General features: G+C 54.5%; 18 protein-coding genes and 4 pseudogenes. 12 read left to right on the top strand and 10 right to left on the bottom strand.

Annotation, left to right across the window (positions count from 1 at the left end; translation table 11 throughout):
* Positions 1-104: 104 nt before the first annotated feature.
* The 3 genes from ACQ86O_RS07205 (at position 105) to ACQ86O_RS07195 (ending at position 2,277) form a co-directional block, all read left to right on the top strand.
* Positions 105-1,085, top strand: coding sequence for a hydrolase (locus ACQ86O_RS07205; protein WP_431224680.1), 981 nt, complete (start codon positions 105-107; stop codon positions 1,083-1,085).
* The gene (locus ACQ86O_RS07200; protein WP_431224679.1) at positions 1,082-1,315 is read left to right on the top strand and encodes a YheU family protein; all 234 of its coding nucleotides are present in this window, start codon (positions 1,082-1,084) and stop codon (positions 1,313-1,315) included. The genes ACQ86O_RS07205 and ACQ86O_RS07200 overlap by 4 nt, the downstream gene beginning before the upstream one ends.
* Before the next feature lie 92 nt (positions 1,316-1,407).
* On the top strand, positions 1,408-2,277 hold the full coding sequence (locus tag ACQ86O_RS07195; protein ID WP_431224678.1) for a phosphoribulokinase: 870 nt from the start codon (positions 1,408-1,410) through the stop codon (positions 2,275-2,277).
* Positions 2,278-2,362: 85 nt separating this feature from the next.
* Here ACQ86O_RS07195 and ACQ86O_RS07190 read toward each other — a convergent pair.
* Positions 2,363-3,534 (bottom strand): annotated as a pseudogene (locus ACQ86O_RS07190) (amidohydrolase).
* 11 nt (positions 3,535-3,545) lie between these two features.
* Positions 3,546-4,663, bottom strand: a pseudogene (locus ACQ86O_RS07185) (MFS transporter).
* A 265-nt stretch (positions 4,664-4,928) separates the two neighbouring features.
* Between ACQ86O_RS07185 and ACQ86O_RS07180 the strand changes: the two are divergent.
* The gene (locus ACQ86O_RS07180; RefSeq protein ID WP_431224677.1) at positions 4,929-5,837 is read left to right on the top strand and encodes a LysR substrate-binding domain-containing protein; all 909 of its coding nucleotides are present in this window, start codon (positions 4,929-4,931) and stop codon (positions 5,835-5,837) included.
* 3 nt (positions 5,838-5,840) lie between these two features.
* Here ACQ86O_RS07180 and ACQ86O_RS07175 read toward each other — a convergent pair whose 3' ends face one another.
* Complete coding sequence (locus tag ACQ86O_RS07175; protein ID WP_431224676.1) at positions 5,841-6,248, bottom strand: OsmC family protein; 408 nt, start codon at positions 6,246-6,248, stop codon at positions 5,841-5,843.
* Between the two features lie 381 nt (positions 6,249-6,629).
* On the opposite strand from ACQ86O_RS07175, the gene crp reads away from it, so the two are divergent.
* Together crp and ACQ86O_RS07165 are read left to right on the top strand one after the other, a co-directional pair.
* Positions 6,630-7,262 carry a cAMP-activated global transcriptional regulator CRP gene (gene crp, locus ACQ86O_RS07170; protein ID WP_004718520.1) on the top strand — a complete coding sequence of 211 codons (633 nt, stop codon included), beginning with the start codon at positions 6,630-6,632 and terminating at the stop codon, positions 7,260-7,262.
* 56 nt (positions 7,263-7,318) lie between these two features.
* On the top strand, positions 7,319-9,394 hold the full coding sequence (locus ACQ86O_RS07165) for a YccS/YhfK family putative transporter (RefSeq protein WP_431224675.1): 2,076 nt from the start codon (positions 7,319-7,321) through the stop codon (positions 9,392-9,394).
* Positions 9,395-9,756: 362 nt separating this feature from the next.
* Here ACQ86O_RS07165 and argD read toward each other — a convergent pair whose 3' ends face one another.
* From argD to ppiA, 6 genes and pseudogenes are all read right to left on the bottom strand, one after another.
* A complete protein-coding gene (gene argD, locus ACQ86O_RS07160; RefSeq protein WP_431224674.1) occupies positions 9,757-10,974 on the bottom strand; it encodes a bifunctional acetylornithine/succinyldiaminopimelate transaminase in 1,218 nt (405 codons plus the stop codon).
* 101 nt (positions 10,975-11,075) lie between these two features.
* Positions 11,076-11,650: pseudogene (locus ACQ86O_RS07155) on the bottom strand (aminodeoxychorismate synthase component II).
* Between the two features lie 105 nt (positions 11,651-11,755).
* Positions 11,756-13,278: pseudogene (locus ACQ86O_RS07150) on the bottom strand (helicase HerA-like C-terminal domain-containing protein).
* A gap of 136 nt (positions 13,279-13,414) precedes the next feature.
* Entirely contained in the window at positions 13,415-14,140 is a 726-nt protein-coding gene (gene btsR / locus ACQ86O_RS07145) for a two-component system response regulator BtsR (RefSeq protein WP_431224673.1), read from the bottom strand.
* A complete protein-coding gene (locus ACQ86O_RS07140; RefSeq protein WP_431224672.1) occupies positions 14,140-15,825 on the bottom strand; it encodes a LytS/YhcK type 5TM receptor domain-containing protein in 1,686 nt (561 codons plus the stop codon). The genes btsR and ACQ86O_RS07140 overlap by 1 nt, the downstream gene beginning before the upstream one ends.
* Before the next feature lie 210 nt (positions 15,826-16,035).
* Positions 16,036-16,605 carry a peptidylprolyl isomerase A gene (gene ppiA, locus ACQ86O_RS07135; protein ID WP_431224671.1) on the bottom strand — a complete coding sequence of 190 codons (570 nt, stop codon included), beginning with the start codon at positions 16,603-16,605 and terminating at the stop codon, positions 16,036-16,038.
* Positions 16,606-16,917: 312 nt separating this feature from the next.
* Here ppiA and ACQ86O_RS07130 point away from each other — a divergent pair, with 312 nt between their 5' ends.
* The 6 genes from ACQ86O_RS07130 to tsgA all read left to right on the top strand — a co-directional run bounded on the left by ACQ86O_RS07130 (position 16,918) and on the right by tsgA (position 22,753).
* Complete coding sequence (locus ACQ86O_RS07130; RefSeq protein ID WP_431224670.1) at positions 16,918-17,223, top strand: PTS sugar transporter subunit IIB; 306 nt, start codon at positions 16,918-16,920, stop codon at positions 17,221-17,223.
* Between the two features lie 16 nt (positions 17,224-17,239).
* Complete coding sequence (locus tag ACQ86O_RS07125) at positions 17,240-18,565, top strand: PTS sugar transporter subunit IIC (RefSeq protein WP_431224669.1); 1,326 nt, start codon at positions 17,240-17,242, stop codon at positions 18,563-18,565.
* A 25-nt stretch (positions 18,566-18,590) separates the two neighbouring features.
* Positions 18,591-18,929: a PTS lactose/cellobiose transporter subunit IIA gene (locus ACQ86O_RS07120; protein ID WP_431225674.1), complete on the top strand. Its 339-nt coding sequence runs from the start codon at positions 18,591-18,593 to the stop codon at positions 18,927-18,929.
* Positions 18,926-20,233, top strand: coding sequence for a 6-phospho-beta-glucosidase (locus tag ACQ86O_RS07115; protein ID WP_431224668.1), 1,308 nt, complete (start codon positions 18,926-18,928; stop codon positions 20,231-20,233). Before ACQ86O_RS07120 ends, ACQ86O_RS07115 begins: the two co-directional genes overlap by 4 nt.
* A gap of 110 nt (positions 20,234-20,343) precedes the next feature.
* On the top strand, positions 20,344-21,324 hold the full coding sequence (locus ACQ86O_RS07110) for a LacI family DNA-binding transcriptional regulator (RefSeq protein ID WP_431224667.1): 981 nt from the start codon (positions 20,344-20,346) through the stop codon (positions 21,322-21,324).
* Between the two features lie 244 nt (positions 21,325-21,568).
* On the top strand, positions 21,569-22,753 hold the full coding sequence (tsgA, locus tag ACQ86O_RS07105) for an MFS transporter TsgA (RefSeq protein ID WP_431224666.1): 1,185 nt from the start codon (positions 21,569-21,571) through the stop codon (positions 22,751-22,753).
* Between the two features lie 53 nt (positions 22,754-22,806).
* Here tsgA and ACQ86O_RS07100 read toward each other — a convergent pair whose 3' ends face one another.
* The gene (locus tag ACQ86O_RS07100) at positions 22,807-24,075 is read right to left on the bottom strand and encodes a cytosine deaminase (RefSeq protein ID WP_431225673.1); all 1,269 of its coding nucleotides are present in this window, start codon (positions 24,073-24,075) and stop codon (positions 22,807-22,809) included.
* Between the last annotated feature and the right edge of the window lie 33 nt (positions 24,076-24,108).

Here is a 24,108-nt window from a genome sequence, read left to right as displayed (position 1 = left end):
CCTCACCCAAATGATTTTTTTGCAGTATGATTGTTAGCACATGACTTTGAAGCTAACAGTGTGGTTCTGATCACACAATAGCCGCCAACAAGATTTTTTTCACTATGTATGAATCCTTTCGCCCCCTGACCGGGGCCAGCAATCCCCACCTGCAAACCCTGCTGCCAAGGCTGGTGCGCCGCCGCGTGCTGCTGCAACCCTATTGGCAACGGCTGGAATTACCCGACGGCGATTTTATCGATCTGGCCTGGAGTGAAGATCCGCAACTGGCAGGCGAAAAACCGCGTGTGGTGCTGTTCCACGGGTTAGAAGGCAACTTTTACAGCCCCTACGCCCACGGGCTACTCAATGCCTGGCGCGAACAAGGCTGGCTGGGCGTAGTGATGCATTTTCGCGGCTGCAGCGGCGTACCTAACCGCAAGCAACGCATCTACCATTCTGGCGAAACTGAAGATGCCCGTTTCTTCCTGCGCTGGCTGCGTGAAAACTTTGGCGACGTGCCAACGGCGGCGGTGGGGATTTCTCTGGGCGGCAATATGCTGGCTTATTATCTGGCTCAGCAAGGGAATGACAGCCTGTTACAGGCGGCGGTGGTGGTTTCCGCCCCGCTGATGCTGGAACCTTGCGCGATTCGAATGGAACAGGGCTTCTCACGCATTTACCAGCGCTACCTGCTAGGCCAGTTGAAGCAAAACGCCACGCGCAAGTTATTGTATTACCCCGGCTCGTTACCGCTGGAGTTGTCGCAGTTGAGCAAATTGCGGCGTATTCGCGAATTTGACGATGTGATCACCTCACGTATTCACGGTTTCAGCGATGCGGTTGATTATTATCGCCGTTGCAGCGCGTTACCGCTGTTACCGCAGATCACTACGCCACTGCTGATCATTCACGCCAAAGACGATCCCTTTATGACCGATGAGGTGATCCCCGATCTCACCAGGCTACCCGCCAATATCGAATATCAGTTGACCGAGTGCGGGGGCCACGTCGGCTTTGTCGGCGGCAGCTTGAAAAAACCACAAATGTGGCTGGAACAACGTATTCCTGCCTGGCTATCCCCTTTTCTGGAACCGAACAAGTGATTATTCCCTGGCAAGAAATTGAGCAAGAAACCCTGAACAACCTGATCGAGTCCTTTGTATTGCGAGAGGGAACCGACTACGGCGAGCATGAACGTTCACTGGAACAGAAAGTGGGTGACGTGCGCCGCCAACTGAAAAGTGGCGAAGTGGTGCTGGTTTGGTCTGAGCTGCATGAAACCATCAACATCATGCCACGCGGGCAGATCCGTGCCGGGCAGGAAGAAATTTAGTCGCAATCCGGCCTATGACTGGCGCAAAAAATCAGGTAACAATGCAGTATTGCTAACTCACGCGCACAGTTAATACGGAGTGACACCCCATCATGTCTGCCAAACATCCCGTTATCGCGGTGACCGGTTCGAGCGGAGCTGGCACCACCACCACCAGCCTGGCGTTCCGCAAGATTTTCCAACAGCTGAATCTGCGGGCGGCCCAACTGGAAGGTGATAGCTTCCACCGCTACACCAGACCTGAAATGGATGCGGCAATCCGTAAAGCACGCGATATGGGTCGCCATATCAGCTATTTCGGCCCGGAAGCTAATGACTTTGGCCTGCTTGAGCAGAGTTTTATCCAATACGGCAAGAACGGCACTGGCCGTTCACGCAAATACCTGCACACCTACGATGAAGCGGTACCTTATAACCAGGTGCCTGGCACCTTTACCCCCTGGGAACCTCTGCCTGCGCCGACGGATGTGTTGTTCTACGAAGGGCTGCATGGCGGCGTGGTGGCCGAGCAGATTGACGTGGCCAAACATGTGGATCTGCTGGTCGGCGTGGTGCCCATCGTTAACCTGGAGTGGATCCAGAAACTGATCCGCGATACCGGCGAGCGCGGCCACTCCCGCGAGGCGGTGATGGATTCTGTAGTCCGTTCAATGGAAGATTACATCAGCTACATCACACCACAGTTTTCACGCACCCACATCAACTTCCAACGCGTTCCTACGGTCGATACCTCTAACCCGTTTGCCGCCAAAGCCATCCCCTCTCTGGACGAAAGCTTTGTGGTTATCCACTTCCGTGGATTGGATCAGATTGATTACCCCTACTTGCTGGCGATGCTGCAAGGGTCATTTATCTCGCATATCAATACGCTGGTAGTGCCTGGCGGCAAAATGGGATTGGCGATGGAGCTGATCATGGCACCGCTGGTGCAGCGCTTGTTAGAAGGCAAGAAGATCGAATAATCCCCCACACCGTGGTCTTTCAAGCTGTAACGTGAAGCCTGGAGGGTACAGGCGCGGTTAGGGATCACCACCGCGCCCGTGTTAATCAGCCCATCAGCAGATGGTGAATAAAACCAACGTGCAGCTTCACGCCAATCTGCAATGCCGCTTCATCGAGCTTAAAGCGTGGATTATGCACACCGTAAGTCGCACCTATCGCCTCATTGCCGCTGCCGATAAACAGGAAACAGCCGGGCACTTTCTCCTGATATGACGAGAAATCCTCACTGCCAAACATCGCGCTAGTCAATTCCCGCAATGCCTGCGGCCCCACGGCTTCTGCCACCACCTTACGCGCAATGCTGCAGGCATCGGGATGGTTATTGCCGATGGTATAGCCGCGCGTCCAGTCAATCTTGTAGCCTGCCTCATGCGCCTGGCAGATCCCAGCAACGGTCTGTTCGACCAAACGTGGCACTTGCTCCCGCACTTCCGGGCTATGGGTACGCAGGGTTCCGGCCAGCCGAGCGCTGTCTGGAATAACGTTATAGCTATCACCAGCCTGAAAGGTCGCCACCGTCAACACCGGCGCATTTAACGGGTTCAGCTTGCGCGCCACAATCTGCTGCAATGCGGTGACCACCTCCGCACCAATAGGGACCGGATCGATACACAGATGCGGCATCGACCCGTGCCCCCCTTGCCTTGTAGCACAATGTCGAAGTTATCGCTGGAACCGCTGAATACGCCCTGTTTTATCGCCACTTCACCGGTAGGGAAATTGGGCAGTACATGCAGGCCGAAGATCATTTTCACGCCATCCAGAACGCCCAGATCCACCAGTTGCTGGGCACCTCCCGGCGGGACTTCCTCGGCATGCTGGAAGATAAAGCGTACCGACCCCTGCAGTTGTGATTGCAACTGGCACAGCACGCTGGCGGCACCCAACAACATGGCGCTATGGGCATCGTGGCCGCAAGCATGCATCACCCCTGGCCTGGTCGAGCAGAAAGATTCGTCGCTTTCTTCCTGAATGGGCAACGCATCAATATCGGCACGCAAGGCGTAACATGGCCCTGGGGCCATACCGGTTAATTCAGCGACCACGCTATTGGGGGTTGGGCGGGTTATCTTCAACGGGCCAAAACTGGCCAGTTGTGCAGCAATATAATCGGCGGTCTGCGCCTCTTGGAAGGACAACTCCGGGTTGGCATGCAAATGACGGCGCCATTGCACTACCTGCTGTTCCACGCTGGCGATCAGCCTTTCAATGTTCATTTTCACACTCCTTAATTCAATGCCGGTTGGCGTGGCTTGCCAGCCAACGGCAGGATCACCAGCCCGGAAACCACCATAGCCAGTGCTAAAAAGATAAAGGTTGTCATATAGTCGTGACTGAGAGTGATCAAATACCCCATGGCGATCGGGGCGACAAAACCCCCCAATGTCCCGCCGGTATTGATCAGCCCCATCGCGGCTCCCATCACTTCCGTAGGCAGGCGCTTCATAGGCAGAGTAAACACCGTGACGAACGACGCCATCAGGAAGATATAGCCGAGGAACAGGAACAGGCTGGCGGCCAGCGCCGACTCGCTGGTAAACACCAGCCAAATGCACAGTGCGCTGAGTAAAGAGCTGAAAAAGATAACCAGGGGCTCACGCCCTTGCAGATAGCGCCCCACCAGCCAGCCGGTGCCGAGCGAAGAGATCCAGATCCCCAAACCGCCGGCGGCCACCACCATGCTGGAAATGCCAATCGGCATTCCACGCTGCTGGACCAGGAATTTCGGCAGCCATGCCATCAGGCCGTATGAAGGGATGTTGATGCAAAAGATCGCCACAAACAGCAGCAGGACAATCGGGCTTTTCAGCAAGGCTTTATAAGTGACTCCCGCCGCTCCCGGCTGAGCACGTTCCGCCTGAGGGGGTTAGGCACCAGCCACAGGATGCAGGCTGCAATCACAAAGGCCAGCAGGCCAAGGGCTGAGAACGAACCGCGCCAACCGATATGATCCAGGCAGTACACCGCCACCAGCGGCCCAAGGGTCATCGCCAACCCGGCGGAGGAAAGCAGAATAGATTGCGCAAACGTCCGCTCTTCCAGCGGGAAATTCGCCACCACCGCCTTGGCGCAGGAACATGGATAACCGGAATGGCCAATGCCGGACAGGAAACGGAAGGTGACCAGCAGCCCCAGGCCGAAGCCCAACACGCCGAAGCACAGGGCAAATCCCCCTAGCAACAATAGCGAGCTGCACAACACCTTCTTAAAGCCAAAGCGGTCATTAAGCCAACCCGCCGGTATCTGGAACAGCGAATACGCCAGGAAAAACATGCCGGTGATATAACCCAGCTGTTCCGCCTGCAAATTAAACTCACGCTCGATGGGCAACAGTGCAAAACCCATCACGGTTTTATCGATGTAAACCACGACATAACCTACAAACAGCAAAAAAATCATCAGTGAACGATTTTTCATCGCTGATATTCCTTTAAGTTATCACCCAGGTAAGCCTCCGGCAGGGCAGGCGTATTATGATAGTGTGATCTGAATCACTTTATATTTTTAATAACAATCACTTATATCAACAACATCGAAACTAGCGGCTTTTTAATGGCGGCATAAGATACAATTTTGTAAGGGGTGATACTTTTTACTGATAGGGACAGGAATGCGCTACTTACCGAAGTTACAGCAGCTAAAGGTATTCCAGCAGGTGATCCGCAGCGGCAGTATTCGCGGGGCTGCGCGTGCGCTGGGGCAATCTCAACCGGCGGTGAGCCGTACCATCCGCGAACTGGAACAGATCCTGGAAACCCAATTGATCATTCGCAGCAGCCAGGGGATGACGCTGACCGAAACTGGCCGGGCATTTGCCCTGCGGATGCAGTTGATTCTGGAAGAATTACAACGTGCCGCCGACGAGATCCAGCAGTTGAACCAGCATTCGCAAGGCAGCGTGGCTATCGGTTGCTCTTCTTTATTGGCACTCACGGTATTACCCGCACTGGTCGAAGACTTTAAACAGCCGTTCCCGCAGGCCAATGTGCTGATCCGCGAGGCGCAGCTTTCCACCTTGCTGCCCGCCCTGCGCGAAGGGCGTCTGGATTTTGCCGTAGGCACCGTAAGCCAGGAGCTACCCCTGGAAGATTTGGTTCGCGAACCGCTGTTCAGCGCATCATTTTGCATCATCGCCCGCCAGGGCCATCCGCTGGGACAGGCGACATCGCTTGATGAGCTTTGTGAGGCCAAATGGTTATTACCGGAAACTGATATGGGGTATTACCAGCAACTGCAATCGGTGCTCGGCTCGTTCTATCAGCAATTGATCCACGCGCCTATACGTTCAGACTCGGTGGTATGTGGGTTGAATATGGTTATGCAGACCAACTATCTGACCATCGTGGCACGGGCGATGAGTGCGCCGTTTAATTTGCAGCACCAACTGGTGACGTTACCTATCGACAGCCTGCCGCAGGCACAGTATTGCGTGTTGTATTCGCAGAAATCGCCACTGACCGTAACGGCGCGGCGATTTCTGGATTTATTGCGCCTTCATTGCCAGCGCTACGCCTGGTAAGGCTCAGGCTACTTCGCGGATTTCAAAGCTGTGGGTGATGTTGGCAGCTTTGCCCAGCATCAGCGAAACGGAGCAGTACTTCTCGGCAGAAAGGTCAACCGCGCGCTCTACAATCTTATAGGTCAGCCCTTTGCCGCTAACAATAAAATGCAGGTTGATATGGGTAAACAAACGAGGGGCTTCCTCACGACGCTCAGAGGTCAGCTTCACCTCGCAATCACGAACGTCGTTACGGCCTTTTTGCAAAATAGCCACCACATCGATGGCGCTGCAACCGCCTACGGACATCAACACCATCTCCATTGGGCTGGGTGCTTTATCACCAGCGTTTCCATCCATCAAAATCTGATGGCCAGACGCAGATTCACCCAAGAATGTCAGTCCTTCCACCCACTTAACTCTTGCCTGCATTTTGTACACTCCGGTTAATTTCTCAAAAACAGGGTACGCTTTCGTATAGAAACTGGCAACGGAACCTGACGCTAATCATGCTGAAGCGAGACAACACAAGACACCCGCCTCACTCTGTGCTACAAACAGAGCCGCAACAACTCTTTCCAGGTCACCGATTTCAGGGAAATGTCCAAGGAAAGGCCCCTATATTGGTATGTTAACAGAATGTAGCTTGCAGCACTTCGCGCAAGTTAATATGCTAGAGCACAAGCGTATTTCTATAACACGCCTCAAAACCTGTTGATAGCCACAACTAAAACCCCAGGCTATAAGCACGTTTTACAGGGAACTCTGACCCCTGTGATACAAGGCAGCGATAACAACAGAGGATAACAGCGAATGGTTCTCGGCAAACCGCAAACAGACCCGACTCTTGAATGGTTCCTGTCTCATTGTCATATCCACAAATATCCATCAAAGAGTACGCTGATTCACCAAGGTGAAAAGGCCGAAACGCTTTACTACATCGTGAAAGGCTCCGTTGCGGTGCTGATTAAAGATGAAGAAGGTAAAGAGATGATCCTGTCCTACCTTAACCAGGGGGATTTCATCGGCGAGCTTGGATTATTTGAAGAAGGCCAGGAACGTAGCGCCTGGGTAAGGGCAAAAACGGCCTGTGAAGTGGCTGAAATTTCCTACAAGAAATTCCGCCAGTTGATCCAGGTTAACCCGGATATTCTGATGCGCCTGTCCGCTCAGATGGCAAACCGCCTGCAAATTACCTCAGAGAAAGTGGGTAACCTCGCCTTCCTTGATGTTACCGGCCGCATCGCGCAAACCTTGCTGAACCTGGCAAAACAGCCTGATGCCATGACTCACCCAGATGGCATGCAGATCAAGATCACCCGCCAGGAAATTGGCCAGATCGTCGGTTGTTCACGTGAAACCGTTGGTCGTATTTTGAAGATGCTCGAAGATCAGAATCTGATTTCCGCTCACGGCAAAACCATTGTCGTGTACGGTACACGTTAATCCCTGAAGAAGCGGCGCATCAATGCGCCGTTTTTTTGCCTGCTGAATAGCAAACCATGTGGCGCCGCCTGATTTACCACCCGGAAGTCAACTATGCACTGCGCCAAACGCTGGTGCTGTGTTTACCGGTGGCTTTTGGCCTGCTGATTGGTAACCTGCAATTGGGCATGATGTTCTCGCTGGTTCCCGCCTGCTGTAATATCGCCGGGCTGGATACGCCTCATAAACGCTTTTTCAAACGCCTGATGGTTGGCGGTTCGCTATTCGCCATCAGCAGCATTTTGCTGCAACAGGCTCTGCTTTGGCACCTCCCACTCCCCTTACTGATGCTGGTTATGGCGCTGCTGCTTGGTGTCAGTGGTGAAATTAGCCCACTGCATGCCCGCCTGCTGCCTGCAGCACTGGTTGCCGCCATCTTCTCTCTCAGCATGGCCGGTACCGTCCCGATATGGCATGCCCCCTTGCTGTATGCCGTAGGCACCGCCTGGTACGGGCTGTTTACCTGGTTCTGGTTCAAATTGTGGAAAGAGCAGCCGATGCGCGAATCCCTGAACCAGCTCTATCGGCAGCTAGCCGACTATTTTGAAGCCAAATACTCGCTGCTGACTCAACACACCGATCCAGAAACTGCTCTGCCACCGCTGCTGCAACGCCAGCAGAAAGTGATGGACCTGATTAGCCTGCTGTATCAGCAGCTCAACTTTCTGCCCCATACCAATAATCTGGAGCAAAAACGCCTGCGCCGCACTTTCCAGGTAGCGCTCGATCTGCAGGAGCACATTACCGTCAGCCTGCATCTGCCGGAAGAAGTGCAAAAGCTGGTTGAGCAGAGCCAGGCCGAAGCAATTATCCGCCGTAACGCCCAGGTGATCGCGGCACGCCTGCGCATAGTGGCCGACGATATTCTCTATCATCGGCACTCTGCCCGTTTCAGCATGAAGAACGAGCTGGCCGCGCTGGAGAAAGTGGCCGCTCAGCATGCCGATAATCCGGTTGGTCAGTTCTGTTATTATCACTTCAGCCGCATAGCGCGCCTGCTGCGCACCCAGCACCCGCTGTATCGCCGCAACCTGATGGCCAACCAGACACGCCTGCCGTTCTGGCCTGCGGTAGCCAGCTACCTGTCGTTTAAATCCAACGCCCTGCGTAATGCGGCCCGGCTAGGGGTGATCTTGGCGGTAGGCAGCAGCCTGGGCATGATTTTCAACCTGCCGAAACCCTATTGGATCTTACTGACCATCATGCTGGTCAGCCAGAACGGCTATAACGCCACACGGGTAAGGATCCAGCACCGTGCGCTCGGTACGCTGGCCGGGCTGGTGATTGCCGCCGGGCTGTTACAACTGCAACTGCCAGAGAATGTAACGCTGAGCATCATGCTGGCAATGACTCTGGCGGCCTATCTGATCTTGCGTAAGAACTACGGGTTGGCGGTAATGGGGTTCACCGTTACGGCGGTCTACACGTTGCAAATATTGGCACTCGACGGCAGCCATTTCCTGATCCCCCGGCTGATCGACACCCTTATTGGTTGCGTGCTGGTGTTTGGCGGCACCATCTGGCTATGGCCCCAGTGGCAGAGTGGCCAACTGCGTAAAAACGCCCATCAGGCGCTGGAGCAAGAACAGACGGCATTGCGTTTGCTGCTCAAAGAACAGGAACCGGACGCCACCCAGTTGGCCTATGCGCGTATGCAGGTCAATCAGGCGCACAATGCGCTGTTTACCTCGCTCAATCAGGCGATGCAGGAACCGGGGTTTGAATCGGACTATCTGGCAGATATGCGGCTGTGGATCACGCATAACCAGTTTATTGTCGAACACCTGAATGCAATGACCATTTTGGCCCGCGAGCACTATATGCTGACGCCGAAACTGGCGCAGGAGTATCTGCAAAGTTCTGAAATTGCACTGCAAAGTTGCCAGCAGCGGCTGGAATATGATGGCCCGAGCACCAACAACAGCATTATGCGTTTACCGGATCTGCACCCGGATATGCCAGTCACCGAAATGGAGCGCCACCTGCGGCGTATTCTTTCGCACCTGAGCGTGATGCATACCATTTCGTCACTGGCCTGGCGCCAGCGGCCGCACCACGGGATCTGGCTGAAGCGGAAATTACGGGAAAGCTGATAGTGCAGGAGCGTAATCCTTGAAGATGCTGGCTTATACTCAAAGTAAGTCGAGTTGGCGGCTCTTGCGCATCCCTGCGCTCGCGGCATTTATCCCTCCCTGTCCAGCAGCGGCAGGCGGCAAGTCTGGGAAACCCCAGGAACAGAGATAAACGCGGTGACTGGGGTGACCAATCTGTCGGGCAAAATCGGTCAGGAACCGAGTTGAGTGCCGCAGGCGATTCGTAAAAATATGATTTATAACAGATTTAAACGCTGATTGCGGCGCCCCTGACAGGATCAGGTCCACGGATGGACCTGATAGCCAAGCGTCGCCAACACGCCTGCGACTTGAAGTATGGCGAGCAGACGCCTGCACATTTCTCAGACGTTGATCACATCCTGTACCGCCAGTTCGAACAGTGCCATGCCTTCATCAATATCTTTCAGTTCCACCACCAGCGAAGGAGCAAAACGGATCACATTCGGCCCGGCATTGAGGATCATCAAGCCACGCGCAGCGGCAGCGGTAAGGAAATCACGCGCCTTGCCGTGATAACCCGCTTTCAACTCTGCGCCAATCAGCAAGCCCATGCCGCGAATATCGCTGAAAACATCATACTTCTTGTCGATCTCCTGCAAGGCCTGGACAAAAACCCCACGGCGCTGCTCAATACCGCTTAAGACTTCCGGCGTATTGATCACGTCCAATGCCGCCTCTGCCACCGCACATGCCAGCGGATTGCCGCCATAGGTGGTGCCATGCGTGCCAACCTGCATCACCGAAGCGATCGCTTCCGTGGTCAGCATCGCACTTACCGGGAACCCACCCCCCAACGCTTTGGCGGTCGTGAGGATGTCTGGCGTAATGCCGTAATGCATATAGGCAAACAGCTTGCCGCTGCGGCCCATCCCGCTTTGTACCTCATCAAACACCAGCAATGCCTGATGCTTGTCACAAAGCTCACGCACTCCCTTGAGGAAGGCAGCATCAGCCGCAGTGATCCCGCCTTCCCCCTGGATCGGCTCCATCACCACCGCACAGGTGTGATCGTCCATTACCGCTTTCACTGCCGCCAGATCGTTAAAGGGTACATGCACGATATCGGCAGGTTTTGGCCCGAAGCCGTCAGAGTATTTCGGTTGGCCACCGACAGAAACGGTGAACAGCGTGCGGCCATGAAAAGCGTTGTTGAAGGCAATTATCTTGGTTTTATACGGGCTGTGGCGGGTGATGGCGTAATGACGAGCCAGCTTGAATGCGGCCTCATTGGCTTCCGCCCCCGAGTTGGCAAAAAATACCCGGTCGGCGAAGGTGGCGTTGATCAGTTTGGTGGCCAGGCGCAGCGCAGGTTCATTGGTGAATACGTTACTGGTATGCCACAGCGTTTCGCCCTGCTGCTTTAAGGCTTCTACCAGCGCCGGATGGCAGTGGCCTAACGCCGTCACCGCAATACCCCCGGAGAAGTCGATATACTCTTTCCCCTGCTGATCCCATACGCGGCTGCCTTTGCCCTTCACCGGTACAAACTGGGCCGGTGCATAAACAGGCAGGATAACCTGATCAAAGGTACTGCGCGTGACTGCGGTTTTTTCGGTCATTACTGGCTCCAGACTGATAGCTATTGAATGAAAATATAATCACAAAATATGCATAAAAATCCATTCAATGGCAAACCTAAATCACCACTTCCAATAAAAAACTAACTTTTAAGGAAATTACCCAGCAGTTGATGCCCCTGCTCACTGAGGATGCTTTCCGGATGGAATTGCACGCCTTCCAGCGCCAGTGTGCGGTGGCGAATCCCCATGATCTCATCCCGCTCGCCGTTACGTTCACTCCAGGCGGTCACCTCAAAGCAATCAGGCAACGTGGCAGCATTCAGTATCAGCGAATGGTAACGGGTCACGGTCAACGGATTATTAAGGCCGCTGAAGACACCCTGGTTATTATGCCGAATGGCGGAGGTTTTGCCGTGCATCACCTCGCGGGCGCGAACTACCTCGGCACCAAAGGCCTGGCCGAGCGCCTGATGCCCAAGACAGACCCCGAGGATCGGTAGCTTACCGGCAAAATGGCCAATAGCAGCCAGTGATACGCCTGCCTCATTCGGCGTACAGGGACCAGGGAGATCACCAGGTGCTGCGGTGCCAACCGTTCAATATCGGCCAGTTGCAGTTCGTCGTTACGCTTTACCAGCACTTCTGCACCCAACTCGCAGAAGTACTGGTAAAGGTTATAAGTAAAAGAGTCGTAGTTATCGATCAGCAGCAGCATATTATTTCCAACAGGCATCATTGCAGGGGCACATAGCTTCTCCCCGATTTACACCGGCGCAGTATACAACGCGCCTACAATATTGCCGCTGTCGATAATTCCAGCCTACTTTTTGCGGCCACCCATGATCGAACCCAGGACACCGCGCAAGATCTGACGCCCCAGGTCGCGTGCCATGCTCTTGGCGGCGGTCTGGACGATACCGTCATGCTTGCCACCGCGTGGGCCGGTAGAACCAAACAAGATCTCATTCAACCCACCCATCAACCCCCCGCTTTGCTGCCCTGCGGCTGGCTTTTGCTCTGGCTGGCCTGGTTGCTGAGCACCCACGGTGGCAAATCCCCCGCAGAAAGCTTCTCGTACGCAGATTCGCGATCCACCATATCTTCGTAGCGCCCGTAGAGCGGCGATTTATTGATCGCGCTGTTTAACCCTTCGGCCCCCAGCATCCCCATTTTCGATTCAGGCGCGATCACCATCGCACGCTCCACCACGTTTGGCCGCCCTTTCTCATCCAGGAATGAGACTAACGCCTCGCCCACCCCTAATTCAGTGATCGCCGTTTCCGCATCAAACGCCGAGTTGGCCCGCATGGTTTGTGCCGCAGCTTTCACCGCTTTCTGGTCACGCGGCGTAAAGGCACGCAACGCATGCTGAACACGATTGCCCAACTGCCCCAAGACACTGTCGGGAATATCCAGCGGGTTCTGGGTGACAAAGTAGATCCCCACCCCTTTAGAACGGATCAAACGCACCACCTGCTCGATTTTAGTCAACAATGCTGGTGGCGCATCGTTAAACAGCAGGTGAGCTTCATCGAAGAAAAACACCAATTTTGGCTGTTCTGGATCGCCCACTTCCGGCAAATGCTCGAACAGCTCTGCCAATAACCACAGCAGGAACACCGCATACAGCTTCGGCTGGTTAATCAGCTTGTCCGCGGCCAGCAGGTTGATGATACCGTGACCATTACTGTCGGTTCTCATCAGGTCCTGGATATCCAGCATCGGCTCGCCAAAGAACTGGTTGGCCCCCTGCTGTTCCAAAGTCAGTAAACCTCGCTGGATCGCGCCGATCGAGGCCGAAGAAATATTGCCGTATTGGGTCTGGAACTGTTTGGCGTTATCACCAACGAACTGCAATATCGCGCGTAGATCTTTCATATCCAACAGCAGCAGCGCGTTGTCATCGGCGATCTTGAACACCATTTGCAACACACCGCTTTGCACCTCATTGAGATCCAGCAAACGGCCTAGCAGCAGCGGGCCGAGATCGGAAATGGTGGCGCGGATGGGGTGGCCTTTTTCGCCAAAAATATCCCAAGGGATGATCGAACAGGCCTGGGGCTGCCAGTCGGTAACGCCGATACCGGCCAAACGCGCCTGCAATTTTTCAGAAGGGACGCCCTCTGCCGCAATGCCTGAAAGATCGCCTTTCACATCAGCCAGGAATACCGGAACGCCAATGCGCGAGAACTGCTCTGCCATCTTTTGCAGGGTGACCGTTTTGCCGGTGCCCGTTGCGCCGGTGATCAACCCGTGCCGGTTGGCCAGAGCGGGCAAAATCACCAGATCCTGCACCGGTTTCCCGGCATTCATCGCTTTGGCTATAATCCGTGCTTCACTCATCTGTTTTTCCTTTAACCCTATGCGACGCAAAAGCGCCCGTTGATGTCATAAAGCTATAAGCGAGATGTAACCCCGTCAAGGGCCAACAAAAAGGACATTGCCAGGGTGCCCTGATGCCACACTGCCGAGCTGAAAATTACCCGCGTAACCCCAGCTCTTCTTTCAATGATTTCAGATAACGGCGGCTAACTGGCACCGGCTCGCCCACCGGCATGATCATTTCTGCCGCGCCGCTCTCTTCAAAACGGATCTCTATTACCTGTTCAAGATTAACCAGATATTGCCGATGGCAGCGCACCAAAGGAGTGCGGCTTTCCAGGGTGCGTAGCGTCAGTTCGGTGAAGCACTCCATTCCGTCATTTCGCACGACATAAACGCCGGTGGACCGCGAACGAATGGCTATCACCTCATCAAAGCGCAGCAGATAAATACGGCTGTGACCAGTGCAAGGGATGTACTTGAGGTATCCAGCACTTTCTTCCAATGCCGCAATGTTCTGCGGCGCGCGGCGCTGGTGCAGACGCTGTAGGGTTTTATTCAGTCGAGTGGGTTCTGCCGGTTTCAGCAGGTAATCGAAAGCATGCTCTTCAAAGGCCTGCACTGCGTATTCGTCATAGGCGGTCAGGAACACGATGTAGGGCATGCGGTTGGGATCGAGCATACCGACCATTTCCAAGCCGCTGATGCGTGGCATCTGGATATCCAGAAATACCACGTCCGGCTGCAGGCTATGAATTTGGCTAATGGCCTCAATCGCATTGGCACATTCACCAATAATGGTGATCCCTTCCTCCGCTTCCAGCAGATGGCGTAGGTTATCGCGGGCCGAAGGCTCATCGTCAACAATCATTACGCTCAACATCAGGCGGCCCTCGCCAACGGCACGTGAAGGGTGATACAGGTAAATGCCTCCGGTTCGCAGGCCACTTGCACACCATAATCATCGCCATAACGCACGCGGATGCGCCGGTCTACCAGGTTCATGCCCAATCCGCTGCCGCCAACCTGCTGGCTGAATAGCCCGGCATTATCCGTAACCTGTAACAGCAAATGATTGCCCTCCAACCTGGCACCAATATCGACACGGCCAATCCCCAGCAAATGCGAAGTCCCATGCTTGATGGCATTTTCAACAATAGGTTGCAGCGAGAAAGCGGGCAACCGCACCGCCAGCAGCTCTTCCGGCAGCGAAACCGTAATCTCCAGCCGATCGGCAAAGCGTGCCTTTTCAATTTGCAGATAAGCGTTCACATGCTCAATCTCGTCCGCCAGGCTCACTTCATCATCGGAGCGTTTCAGGTTTTTACGGAAGAAAGTGGAGAGATACTGCACCAGCTCACAGGCGCGATCGCCATCGCGCCGGATCACCGCCACCAGAGTATTGAGGGCATTGAACAGGAAGTGTGGATTGACCTGAGCATGCAGCAGCTTGATTTCTGATTGTGCCAGCAACTGTTTGTGACGCTCATATTGCCCGGCCATAATCTGCGCCGACAGCAGGCTGGCAATCCCTTCGCCGAGGGTACGGTTGATGGTGCTGAACAGTTTGGTTTTGGGTTCGTACAATTTGATGGTACCGATGACCCGTTGGTTCTCGCCGCGCAGCGGGATCACCAGCGTCGACCCCAGTTTACAATTGGCATGAATGGAACAACAGTAAGACAGCTCATTACCGTCGGCATACACCACTTCGTTATTATCGATGGCCCGGTGGGAATGCACCGAGGAGATTGGCGTGCCAGGCAGGTGGTGATCGTCGCCAATGCCGATAAAGGCCAGCAGCTTGTCACGGTCGGTGATCGCCACGGCACCAATACCCAATTCCTGATAAATCACCCGCGCCACCTTCATACTGTTTTCCTGATCGAACCCTTGGCGCAGAATACCTTCGGTACGTTCAGCGATCTTCAAGGCCTTGGAAGAAAAGGCGCTGGTGTATTTTTCGAACATTGCCCGCCTGTCCAACAGGATCTGCATAAACATGGCGGCACCGACCGTATTGGCGATCATCATCGGCAGGGCAATATGCTCCACCAGCAGCACCGCTTCCGGGAACGGGCGCGCAACCAGCAGAATAATGGCCATCTGCAATACTTCGGCGGCTAACGCCACGCCCGCGACAAACAGAGGATTGAATAGCAGATCGATACGCCCACGCCGCATGGCAATGCTGTGCACAATCCCGCCCACCAATCCTTCGGTTACCGTGGAGATGGCACAGGCAACGTCGGTCATCCCACCCAGCGTATAGCGATGCAATCCGCCGGTCAGCCCCACCAGAAACCCGACGGAAGGCCCACCCAGCAGCCCGCCCAATACGGCACCAATAGCGCGGGTATTGGCAATAGAATCCTGAATATGCAGGCCAAAATAAGTGCCCATAATGCAGAATACCGAGAAGATGACATAACACAGTAGCTTGTGCGGCAGGCGGATGGTCACCTGCATCAGCGGGATAAACAGCGGCGTCTTGCTTAATAGATAGGCGATAACGAGATAAACGCACATCTGCTGTAACAGCAGTAAAACCTGGTTAAATTCGTACATAACAGCAGCTCTTCCTGAACGGCAGGGGCAAAGATTAGTGCCGGATACCCGGTCTGGTTATATACCCGTCGTCTTTCAAGCTACGCTTGAAATCCATAGGGGTTAAGGTGGGCAATTAAATCATGCGAGGCGGAAAAAAACAGTGATGCAGGCAAAGCTTCAAAGAGGATAAAACAGGCCAGCCCCGTGCAGGGGCTGGACTCAATCGCTTTATGGCAGCACTTTCGCTGACAGGATCACGATCGGTTTGCTTGGTACATTCTGGTAAGGGCCCACGTTACCGGTCGGCACCTGGGACATTTTGTCTACCACATCCATACCTTTTACGACCTTGCCAAACACCGCATAGCCAAAGTCACGCTGGCCGTGATCGAGGAAGGCATTGTCTGCCACGTTCAGGAAGAACTGGCTGGTTGCGCTGTCTTTATCCGCGGTACGCGCCATGGAAATAGTGCCACGCAGGTTACGCAGGCCATTGTCGGCCTCGTTTTTAATCGCTGCATTGGTGGTTTTCTGCTGCATGTCTGCAGTAAAGCCGCCGCCCTGCACCATAAAGCCCGGGATCACGCGGTGGAAAACGGTGTTGTTGTAGTAACCGCTGTTCACGTAGTCAATAAAGTTCTTGGTGGAGACTGGTGCCTTCTGGCTGTCGAGCGCTAATTCGATATTCCCTGCCGAGGTAGTCAGCATGACGTGTGTTTCACCGGCTGCCAATGCAACGGGTGCCATTGCTGTCAGGGAACACAGCGCAACGAAGGTCACTAAAGTACGTTTGAACATGAACGGGTCCTTTCTCTGAGAGACAAACAACGGAAAAGCGCTCCAATTCTAAAGAGCTGCATCCGGTAGCGCCAGCCATTTACCTATATTTACTTAATTGCGGACATTTCTGAATACGGCCAGCTTGTTCCTGCCGACAGTATGATCGCCACATCCATTTTTGCCAAGCCGATCACGCAATATTTACCCGTTTATCCCTTTCATCATTTTTTGCGATACAAATCCCGGTTTGGTTCTACAATCTCGTTACATTTACCAAATGAGAGCGCTCTCATTTTGCACTGACCACCCTAACAATACTGGAGAGCAATAATGAAAAAGATTGTGCTGTGCTGTGCCGCGGGAATGTCCACCAGCATGCTGGTCAAGCGCATGCAAACCGAAGCGCAAAAACGCGAGCTGGCCATTGAAATCGTGGCGGTGCCCGCTGCAGATTTTGAAGCCCAACTGACCAGCGCCAGTGTGGTGCTGTTGGGGCCACAGGTGAAGTATGAACTGACACGCTTTAGTAAACTCGCCGAGCCGCATGGCCTCCAGGTTGCCGTCATCGACATGATGGATTACGGCACCCTGCGCGGTGACAAGGTATTAGACAAAGCCCTCAGCCTGATAGCCTGACTCTGCGGAGAAAACCATGAGCCTATACGCTTCCCTGATGCGCGTGGTGGAAAGCCATATCGCCCCCTTGGCTGGCCGTATCGGCAGCCAGCGCCATATCATCGCCATTCGCGATGGCTTTATCAGCGCCATGCCGTTTCTGATCGTCGGCAGTATCATGTTGATCATCGCCAACCCACCGTTTGACGCGACGACAACATCCAGCTTCGGGCAGGCCTGGATCGGGTTCGCCAAAAAACACTGGGACACCATCACCATGCCGTTCTTTATGACCATGGGCCTGATGAGCGTGTTCGTCTCTGTTGGTACCGCCTACAGCCTGGCAAAACACTACGGTTTGGATGCTCTGACCGCCGGGTTGCTGTCGCTGATGGCGTTTCTGCTGGCCGCAGCGCCGCAGATTGATAACAAGATGTCCCTCGATTTCCTGGGCGGCCAAGGGGTATTTACCGCCTTGATCTGCGCCATCTGGTCGGTTGAACTGATCCGCCTGCTGAAAAAATACAACATTACCATCCGCATGCCGGAGCAGGTTCCACCCGCTATTGCCCGTTCGTTCGAGCTGTTGTACCCGGTGGTGGGCATCCTGCTGACGGTCTACCCCATCAGCATCCTGATGCAAAGCGAATTCCAACTGCTGCTGCCTGCAGCCATCATGCAGGTGTTCCAGCCGCTGATCTCCGTTGGCGATACGCTGCCGGCCATCCTGTTGGCGGTGCTGATCGCCAACCTGCTGTGGTTTGCCGGTATTCACGGTGACAATATCGTTACCGGCCTGTTGAACCCGATCTTTATGGCCAACCTTGCTACCAACGCCGCCCTGGTAGCCCAGGGTGACGTCATGACGCAAACGCTCACCGCACCGTTCTGGTCGTTCTATGTCTGTATCGGCGGTTCGGGATCTACGCTGGTGCTGGCGTTCCTCTATCTACGCAGTCGATCCATCCACTTGCGCACCATTGGCAAGCTGAGCGTGGTGCCAGCCGCCTTCAACATCAACGAACCGCTGCTATTCGGCTCGCCAGTCGTGATGAACCCCACCCTGTTTATCCCGTTGATTGTTGTGCCGATGGTCAACGCTACCCTGGCTTACTTTGCCCTGCACTGGGATCTGGTGGAGAAAATGGTGGCCCTGGCACCCTGGACCGCACCGGCGCCGCTGGGGGCGATGATCTCCGCCTCTTGGGACATCCGTGCCGCCGTGCTGGTGCTGGTCTTGATGGCCATTGACCTGGCGATCTGGCTACCGTTCTTCAAAGTGTATGAAAAACAATTATTGGCGCAGGAACATGAGCAGGCAGAAGCAGAACGTGAAGCTGCCAACGCCGCCGCTGCGCAGTAACGGGAGAAAAGACGTGACTGAGCTGATGGCTGAAGTCAGCCAGGATTTTGAAAGCACCATCATGGAGCTACTGGTTTTCGCCGGTAGTGCCCGCAGCAGCGCACTGATGGCATTGCAACAGGCCCGAGCCGGTGATTTCACCGCCTCTGCCGAGCATATGGCCGAATCAAAGCAAGCGGTGAAGCATGCTCACCATATTCAAACCCAACTGATTGGCATGGACGAAGGTGGCGGCAAACTGACCATCACCCTGATTACCGTCCACGCTCAGGATCACCTGATGAACGCCATGGTCATTCAGGATCTGGCCGATGACATGATTGAACTTTATCGCCGTCAGGCGCAACTGGAGGCCCACTCATGAGCTCATTAAAAATCGCCATCATTGGCGGCGGCAGCAGCTACACGCCGGAACTGGTGGAAGGGTTGATCCAGCGTATTGAAGCGCTGCCGGTGACCGAACTGGCGTTGGTCGATGTTGAACCAGGCCGCGAAAAGGTGGAGATTATTGCCGCCCTGACCAAACGTATGCTGGCCCGTAACGGGTTGGAACAGGTGAAAGTCAGCATACATTTTGAACTGGACGAGGCGATTCGCGGGGCCAGCTTCGTACTGACCCAACTCCGTGTTGGGCAGTTACCTGCTCGGGCTGCCGATGAACGTCTGGGCCTGAAGTACCATCTGATCGGCCAGGAAACCACTGGCGTTGGCGGCTTTGCCAAGGCATTGCGCACTATTCCGGTGATGCTGAATATTGCGCGCAAGGTAGAGCAACTGGCGCCAGAGGCCTGGATCATCAACTTTACCAACCCGGCAGGCATCGTTACCGAAGCCATCTCCCGCCACACCAAGGCAAAAATCATCGGCCTGTGCAACGTGCCTATCAGCATGCATCACATGATCGCCAACATGCTGAAAGCCCCTTATGACGAGGTGCAGTTACAGTTCGCCGGGCTGAACCACATGGTGTGGGTACACCAGGTGCTGCAAAACGGTAACGACGTGACTGGCAAGGTGATCGACATGCTGTGCGACGGTGCGACACTGACCATGAACAACATCAAAGAAGAACCCTGGCCGCCCGAGTTCCTGCGCGCCGTTGGGGCAATCCCATGCCCATACCACCGCTATTTCTACCAGACCAAAGAGATGCTGGAAGAAGAAGTGGCCGCCGCGGCCGAGCGCGGAACCCGCGCCGAACAGGTGATGAAAGTCGAGAAGGAACTGTTCGAACTGTATGCTGACCCCCATCTCGACAGCAAACCTGAGCAGCTCAGCTTCCGGGGCGGTTCCTTCTATTCTGAGGTCGCATTGGAGCTGATCCGCGCCATTCATAACAATCTTGGCACGCAATTAGTGGTGAATACCGCAAACCGTGGCGCTATTCGCGGTTTACCAGACGATGCTGTGATAGAAACTAACTGCATTGTCGATGCGCAGGGAGCTCATCCTCTGGCCTTTGGTCAACTGCCAGAAGAGATGCATGCCCTGACCCAGCAGGTGAAAGCTTATGAGCGCCTGACGATAGAGGCCGCTGTCCATGGCGACCGCCGCAGTGGTCTGCTGGCGCTGGTCACCAATCCATTGGTCGCCAATGCCAAGATTGCCCACCCGCTGCTCGACGAAGTGATTAAGGTGAATCAAGCCTATCTGCCACAGTTTCATTAATAGCGACCAATCCGGGATCCGGTGCGCCGGATCCCTCTTATCTTTCCCCGTCTTTCTGTCTACAATCTGAAAAGCGAAAGGGATAACCCCGTTAATCAGGAGCCGGAAAAATGGTGACTCTGGAAGATGTTGCAGCGATAGCCGGAGTATCCCGCGCAACTGTGTCACGCGTGGTAAATGGCGACAGCAACGTTAAAGCCCTCACCCGCGAGAAAGTCGAACGGGCGGTAGCCGAACTGGGCTATACCCCTAACCCGGCAGCCAGAGCCTTGGCCTCGAGCCACAGTAATACCCTGGGCTTGGTGACGACCTCTTATCGCGGTGGTTTTTTTGGTGCGCTGATGGACTTTGTGCAAACCGAAGCAGAATCACACGGTAAGCAACTTCTGGTGACCCAAGGCCGTAATAGCGCCGAAAACGAACTGCTGGCGATCCAGCGCCTGTTCAGCCTGCGTTGTGACGGGGTGATCCTGCATGTTCGCTGCCTCAGCGACGAACGGTTACGTCAGTTGGCCGCAGAATCACGCCACTTCGTGCTGTTGGACCGCCAGGTGCCCGGCCTGGAAGATCGCTGCGTCACCTTCGATCACGTCTATGCCAGCCAGATCGCCACCCAATACCTGATCAACGCTGGCCATCGGCGCATTGCCTGTATCAGCGGCCCGGCGCAGCGCGCCTCCAGCCAGTTACGCCTGCAAGGTTTTCTCAGCGCAATGCAGGCCGCCAACCTGCAACCGCTGGACTGCCCGGAAGGGGTGTACGACTTGGAAAGCGGCTATCAGTGTGCCGATCGGTTACTGCGCCGCAAAGTACTGCCAACGGCCATCTATTGCTGCAACGAGGAAATGGCCATTGGTGCCCTGCTGGCCATAAATGAACAACATCTGCGCGTACCGCAGGACATCTCACTGATTTGTTATGACAGTGGCGAACGGGCGCCTTTTGTCCGCCCCGCGCTAACCAGCATCCATTTTCCGATCACCGAGATGGCACAATATGCGGCTCGCCTGTTGATAGACCCGCACACGCCGCCGGTTAAGTTTGAACCAACAATTGTACACCGTGATTCAGTCGCGACCATTAGTCATTAGATCACAGGAATACTTCACAGCCTTTCATTCATTGCATTAAAAAATCGACACCCGTCACAAAAACTCCCGTTGTCTATGCTAGGATCCGCCTCCTGATGGCCTGCTCGGGATCTTTTTCTGTTTTTACCAGAAGAAGCCAGCGGCCTAAGACCAGTGCTATAGCCAAAGTAATTGGAGTTGCGGCCAGACTGCAGCTTCAAGCACCAAGGATATAAATCTCAACTGACATAATCAGGCTAATTACATGAATGACAGCAACCGCATCCGGCTAACGTGGATCAGCTTCTTCTCTTATGCGCTGACCGGTGCATTAGTTATCGTCACAGGGATGGTGATGGGAAACATTGCAGAATATTTTAATCTGCCGGTTTCCAGCATGAGCAATACCTTTACTTTCCTTAATGCCGGTATTTTGATTTCAATCTTCCTCAACGCCTGGCTGATGGAAATCATCCCGCTGAAACGTCAGTTGATCTTTGGCTTTATCCTGATGGTGCTGGCAGTCGCCGGGCTGATGGTAGGCAAAAGCCTGACGGTGTTCTCGTTGTGCATGTTTGTACTTGGCGTGGTCAGCGGCATCACCATGTCGATTGGTACCTTCCTGATCACCCATATGTACTCTGGCCGTCAGCGCGGCTCACGCCTGTTGTTTACCGACTCGTTCTTCAGCATGGCCGGGATGATCTTCCCGATTATCGCCGCAATGCTGCTGGCACGCAGCATTGGCTGGTACTGGGTTTATGCCTGCATCGGGGTGCTGTATCTGGCCATCTTCGTGCTTACGCTGTGCTCTGATTTCCCGGTTCTGGGTAACAAAGGGGCTGAAAGTGGTGAGCCGGCGGTGAAAGAGAAGTGGGGCATCGGCGTGCTGTTCCTGGCCATCGCCGCCCTGTGCTACATCCTTGGCCAACTGGGCTTTATCCAGTGGGTTCCAGAATACGCCACCAAATCCTTCGGCATGGATATTGGCCAGGCGGGCAAAGTAGTCAGCGATTTCTGGACCTCATACATGATTGGCATGTGGGTGTTCAGCTTTGTTCTGCGCTTCTTCGATCTGCAACGCATCGTTACCGTGCTGGCGGCTCTGGCAACCGGCGCCATGTACCTGTTTATCAGCACCGATAACCCGGAGCACCTGAGCTATTACATTATGGCTCTGGGCTTTGTTTCCAGCGCTATTTACACCACGCTGATCACGCTGGGTTCGCTGCAGACCAAGGTTTCCTCACCAAAACTGGTTAACTTTATCCTCACCTGCGGCACTATCGGCACCATGCTCACCTTCGTGGTTACCGGCCCGATCGTGGCCAAAGGCGGTGCCCATGCCGCACTGACTACGGCTAACGGCCTGTATCTGGCGGTGTTTGTGATGTGCCTGCTGCTCGGCTTTGTCACCAAGCACCGCAGCCACGGGCATGCAATGCATTAAGTTTAAATAATTCAAGCATCAGGGTTCTGCCAACGCAGAACCCTTTTTTATCCTTAACGCCGGAAATCGACCTGCTCTTCCTGTTCCAGATATAAAGTGGTTTGCGCTGGCTGAGTCGCGGCGATCACCGCACCCTTGCGAATTGAATAGCGTACCGGCGTCTGGCGGCGTACCGCGTCAAAACCGCTTTCTGCCGGCAGGATCACCAGATTGGCACTCTTGCCCGCACTCAAGCCATAATCCTCAAGATGCATGGTGCGCGCACTGTGGGTGGTGATCAGGTTCAGCCCGTCATTAATCTGCCCGTACCCCATCAGTTGGCAGACGTGCAGCCCCATATGCAGTACCTGCAGCATGTTGGCGGTACCCAGAGGGTACCAGGGATCAAACACATCGTCGTGACCGAAGCAGACGTTGATATCAGCCTCCAGCATCTCTTTCACCCGCGTAATACCGCGCCGTTTAGGGTAAGTATCGAAGCGCCCCTGCAGGTGAATATTCACCAACGGATTGGCCACAAAGTTGATGCCAGACATTTTCAGCAACCGGAACAACCGCGAAGTGTAGGCACCATTGTAGGAATGCATCGCGGTGGTGTGACTGGCGGTTACTTTTGCCCCCATTCCCAGCTTCAGTGCCAACGCCGCCACGGTTTCAACAAAGCGGGATTGCTCATCGTCAATCTCATCACAGTGTACGTCCACCAGCCGATCGTACTGCTGTGCCAGAGAAAAGGCTTTATGCAGTGACTCCACACCATATTCACGGGTGAATTCAAAATGCGGGATAGCCCCAACCACATCGGCACCGAGCCGCAGAGCCTCTTCCAACAGCGCTTCACCATTGGGATAAGACAGGATCCCTTCCTGTGGGAAAGCAACTATCTGCAGCGTAACCCAGGGGGCCACCTCCTGTTTAACCTCCAGCATGGCGCGCAGGGCGGTCAGCGTAGGATCGGAAACGTCAACGTGGGTACGGACATACTGCACCCCGTTGGCAATCTGCCATTTCAACGTCTGCCAGGCACGCTGCTTCACATCTTGATGCGTGAGCAGAGCCTTACGCTCTGCCCAGCGCTCAATGCCTTCAAACAACGTACCAGACTGGTTCCAGGCGGGTTGCCCGGCAGTTTGCGTGGTATCCAGATGGATATGGGGTTCAACAAAGGCTGGCAGCGCCAACCCACCCTGGGCATCCAAAACATCGCTGCGCCACTCGAGCCCTTCAGGCTGTGGAATGATATGCGCAATACGCCCTTGTTCAATGGCCAGTTGCCATAATCCTTCATGCCCGCTCAAGCGCAGGTTGTCGATAAACTTCACCGGATTGTTCGCCAATTTTCACCTCTGCAAGGT

It is taken from the genome of Serratia sp. L9 (genome assembly GCF_050632285.1).
In the GTDB taxonomy this organism is placed as follows: Bacteria; Pseudomonadota; Gammaproteobacteria; order Enterobacterales; family Enterobacteriaceae; genus Chania.
The sequence above is the reverse complement of the archived record's forward strand: the minus strand, read 5'-3'. Positions and strand labels throughout refer to the sequence as shown.

Bases quoted from the DNA above. Each gene is read 5' to 3' on its own strand.
- ppiA (WP_431224671.1), bottom strand. From the start codon at position 16,605: ATGTTCAAACGTACTTTAGTGACCTTCGTTGCGCTGTGTTCCCTGACA.
- ACQ86O_RS07205 (WP_431224680.1), top strand. From the start codon at position 105: ATGTATGAATCCTTTCGCCCCCTGACCGGGGCCAGCAATCCCCACCTG.
- ACQ86O_RS07180 (WP_431224677.1), top strand. From the start codon at position 4,929: ATGCGCTACTTACCGAAGTTACAGCAGCTAAAGGTATTCCAGCAGGTG.
- ACQ86O_RS07195 (WP_431224678.1), top strand. From the start codon at position 1,408: ATGTCTGCCAAACATCCCGTTATCGCGGTGACCGGTTCGAGCGGAGCT.
- crp (WP_004718520.1), top strand. From the start codon at position 6,630: ATGGTTCTCGGCAAACCGCAAACAGACCCGACTCTTGAATGGTTCCTG.
- btsR (WP_431224673.1), bottom strand. From the start codon at position 14,140: ATGTTGAGCGTAATGATTGTTGACGATGAGCCTTCGGCCCGCGATAAC.
- ACQ86O_RS07140 (WP_431224672.1), bottom strand. From the start codon at position 15,825: ATGTACGAATTTAACCAGGTTTTACTGCTGTTACAGCAGATGTGCGTT.
- ACQ86O_RS07115 (WP_431224668.1), top strand. From the start codon at position 18,926: ATGAGCTCATTAAAAATCGCCATCATTGGCGGCGGCAGCAGCTACACG.
- argD (WP_431224674.1), bottom strand. From the start codon at position 10,974: ATGACCGAAAAAACCGCAGTCACGCGCAGTACCTTTGATCAGGTTATC.
- tsgA (WP_431224666.1), top strand. From the start codon at position 21,569: ATGAATGACAGCAACCGCATCCGGCTAACGTGGATCAGCTTCTTCTCT.
- ACQ86O_RS07130 (WP_431224670.1), top strand. From the start codon at position 16,918: ATGAAAAAGATTGTGCTGTGCTGTGCCGCGGGAATGTCCACCAGCATG.
- ACQ86O_RS07110 (WP_431224667.1), top strand. From the start codon at position 20,344: ATGGTGACTCTGGAAGATGTTGCAGCGATAGCCGGAGTATCCCGCGCA.
- ACQ86O_RS07120 (WP_431225674.1), top strand. From the start codon at position 18,591: ATGGCTGAAGTCAGCCAGGATTTTGAAAGCACCATCATGGAGCTACTG.
- ACQ86O_RS07165 (WP_431224675.1), top strand. From the start codon at position 7,319: ATGTGGCGCCGCCTGATTTACCACCCGGAAGTCAACTATGCACTGCGC.
- ACQ86O_RS07175 (WP_431224676.1), bottom strand. From the start codon at position 6,248: ATGCAGGCAAGAGTTAAGTGGGTGGAAGGACTGACATTCTTGGGTGAA.
- ACQ86O_RS07125 (WP_431224669.1), top strand. From the start codon at position 17,240: ATGAGCCTATACGCTTCCCTGATGCGCGTGGTGGAAAGCCATATCGCC.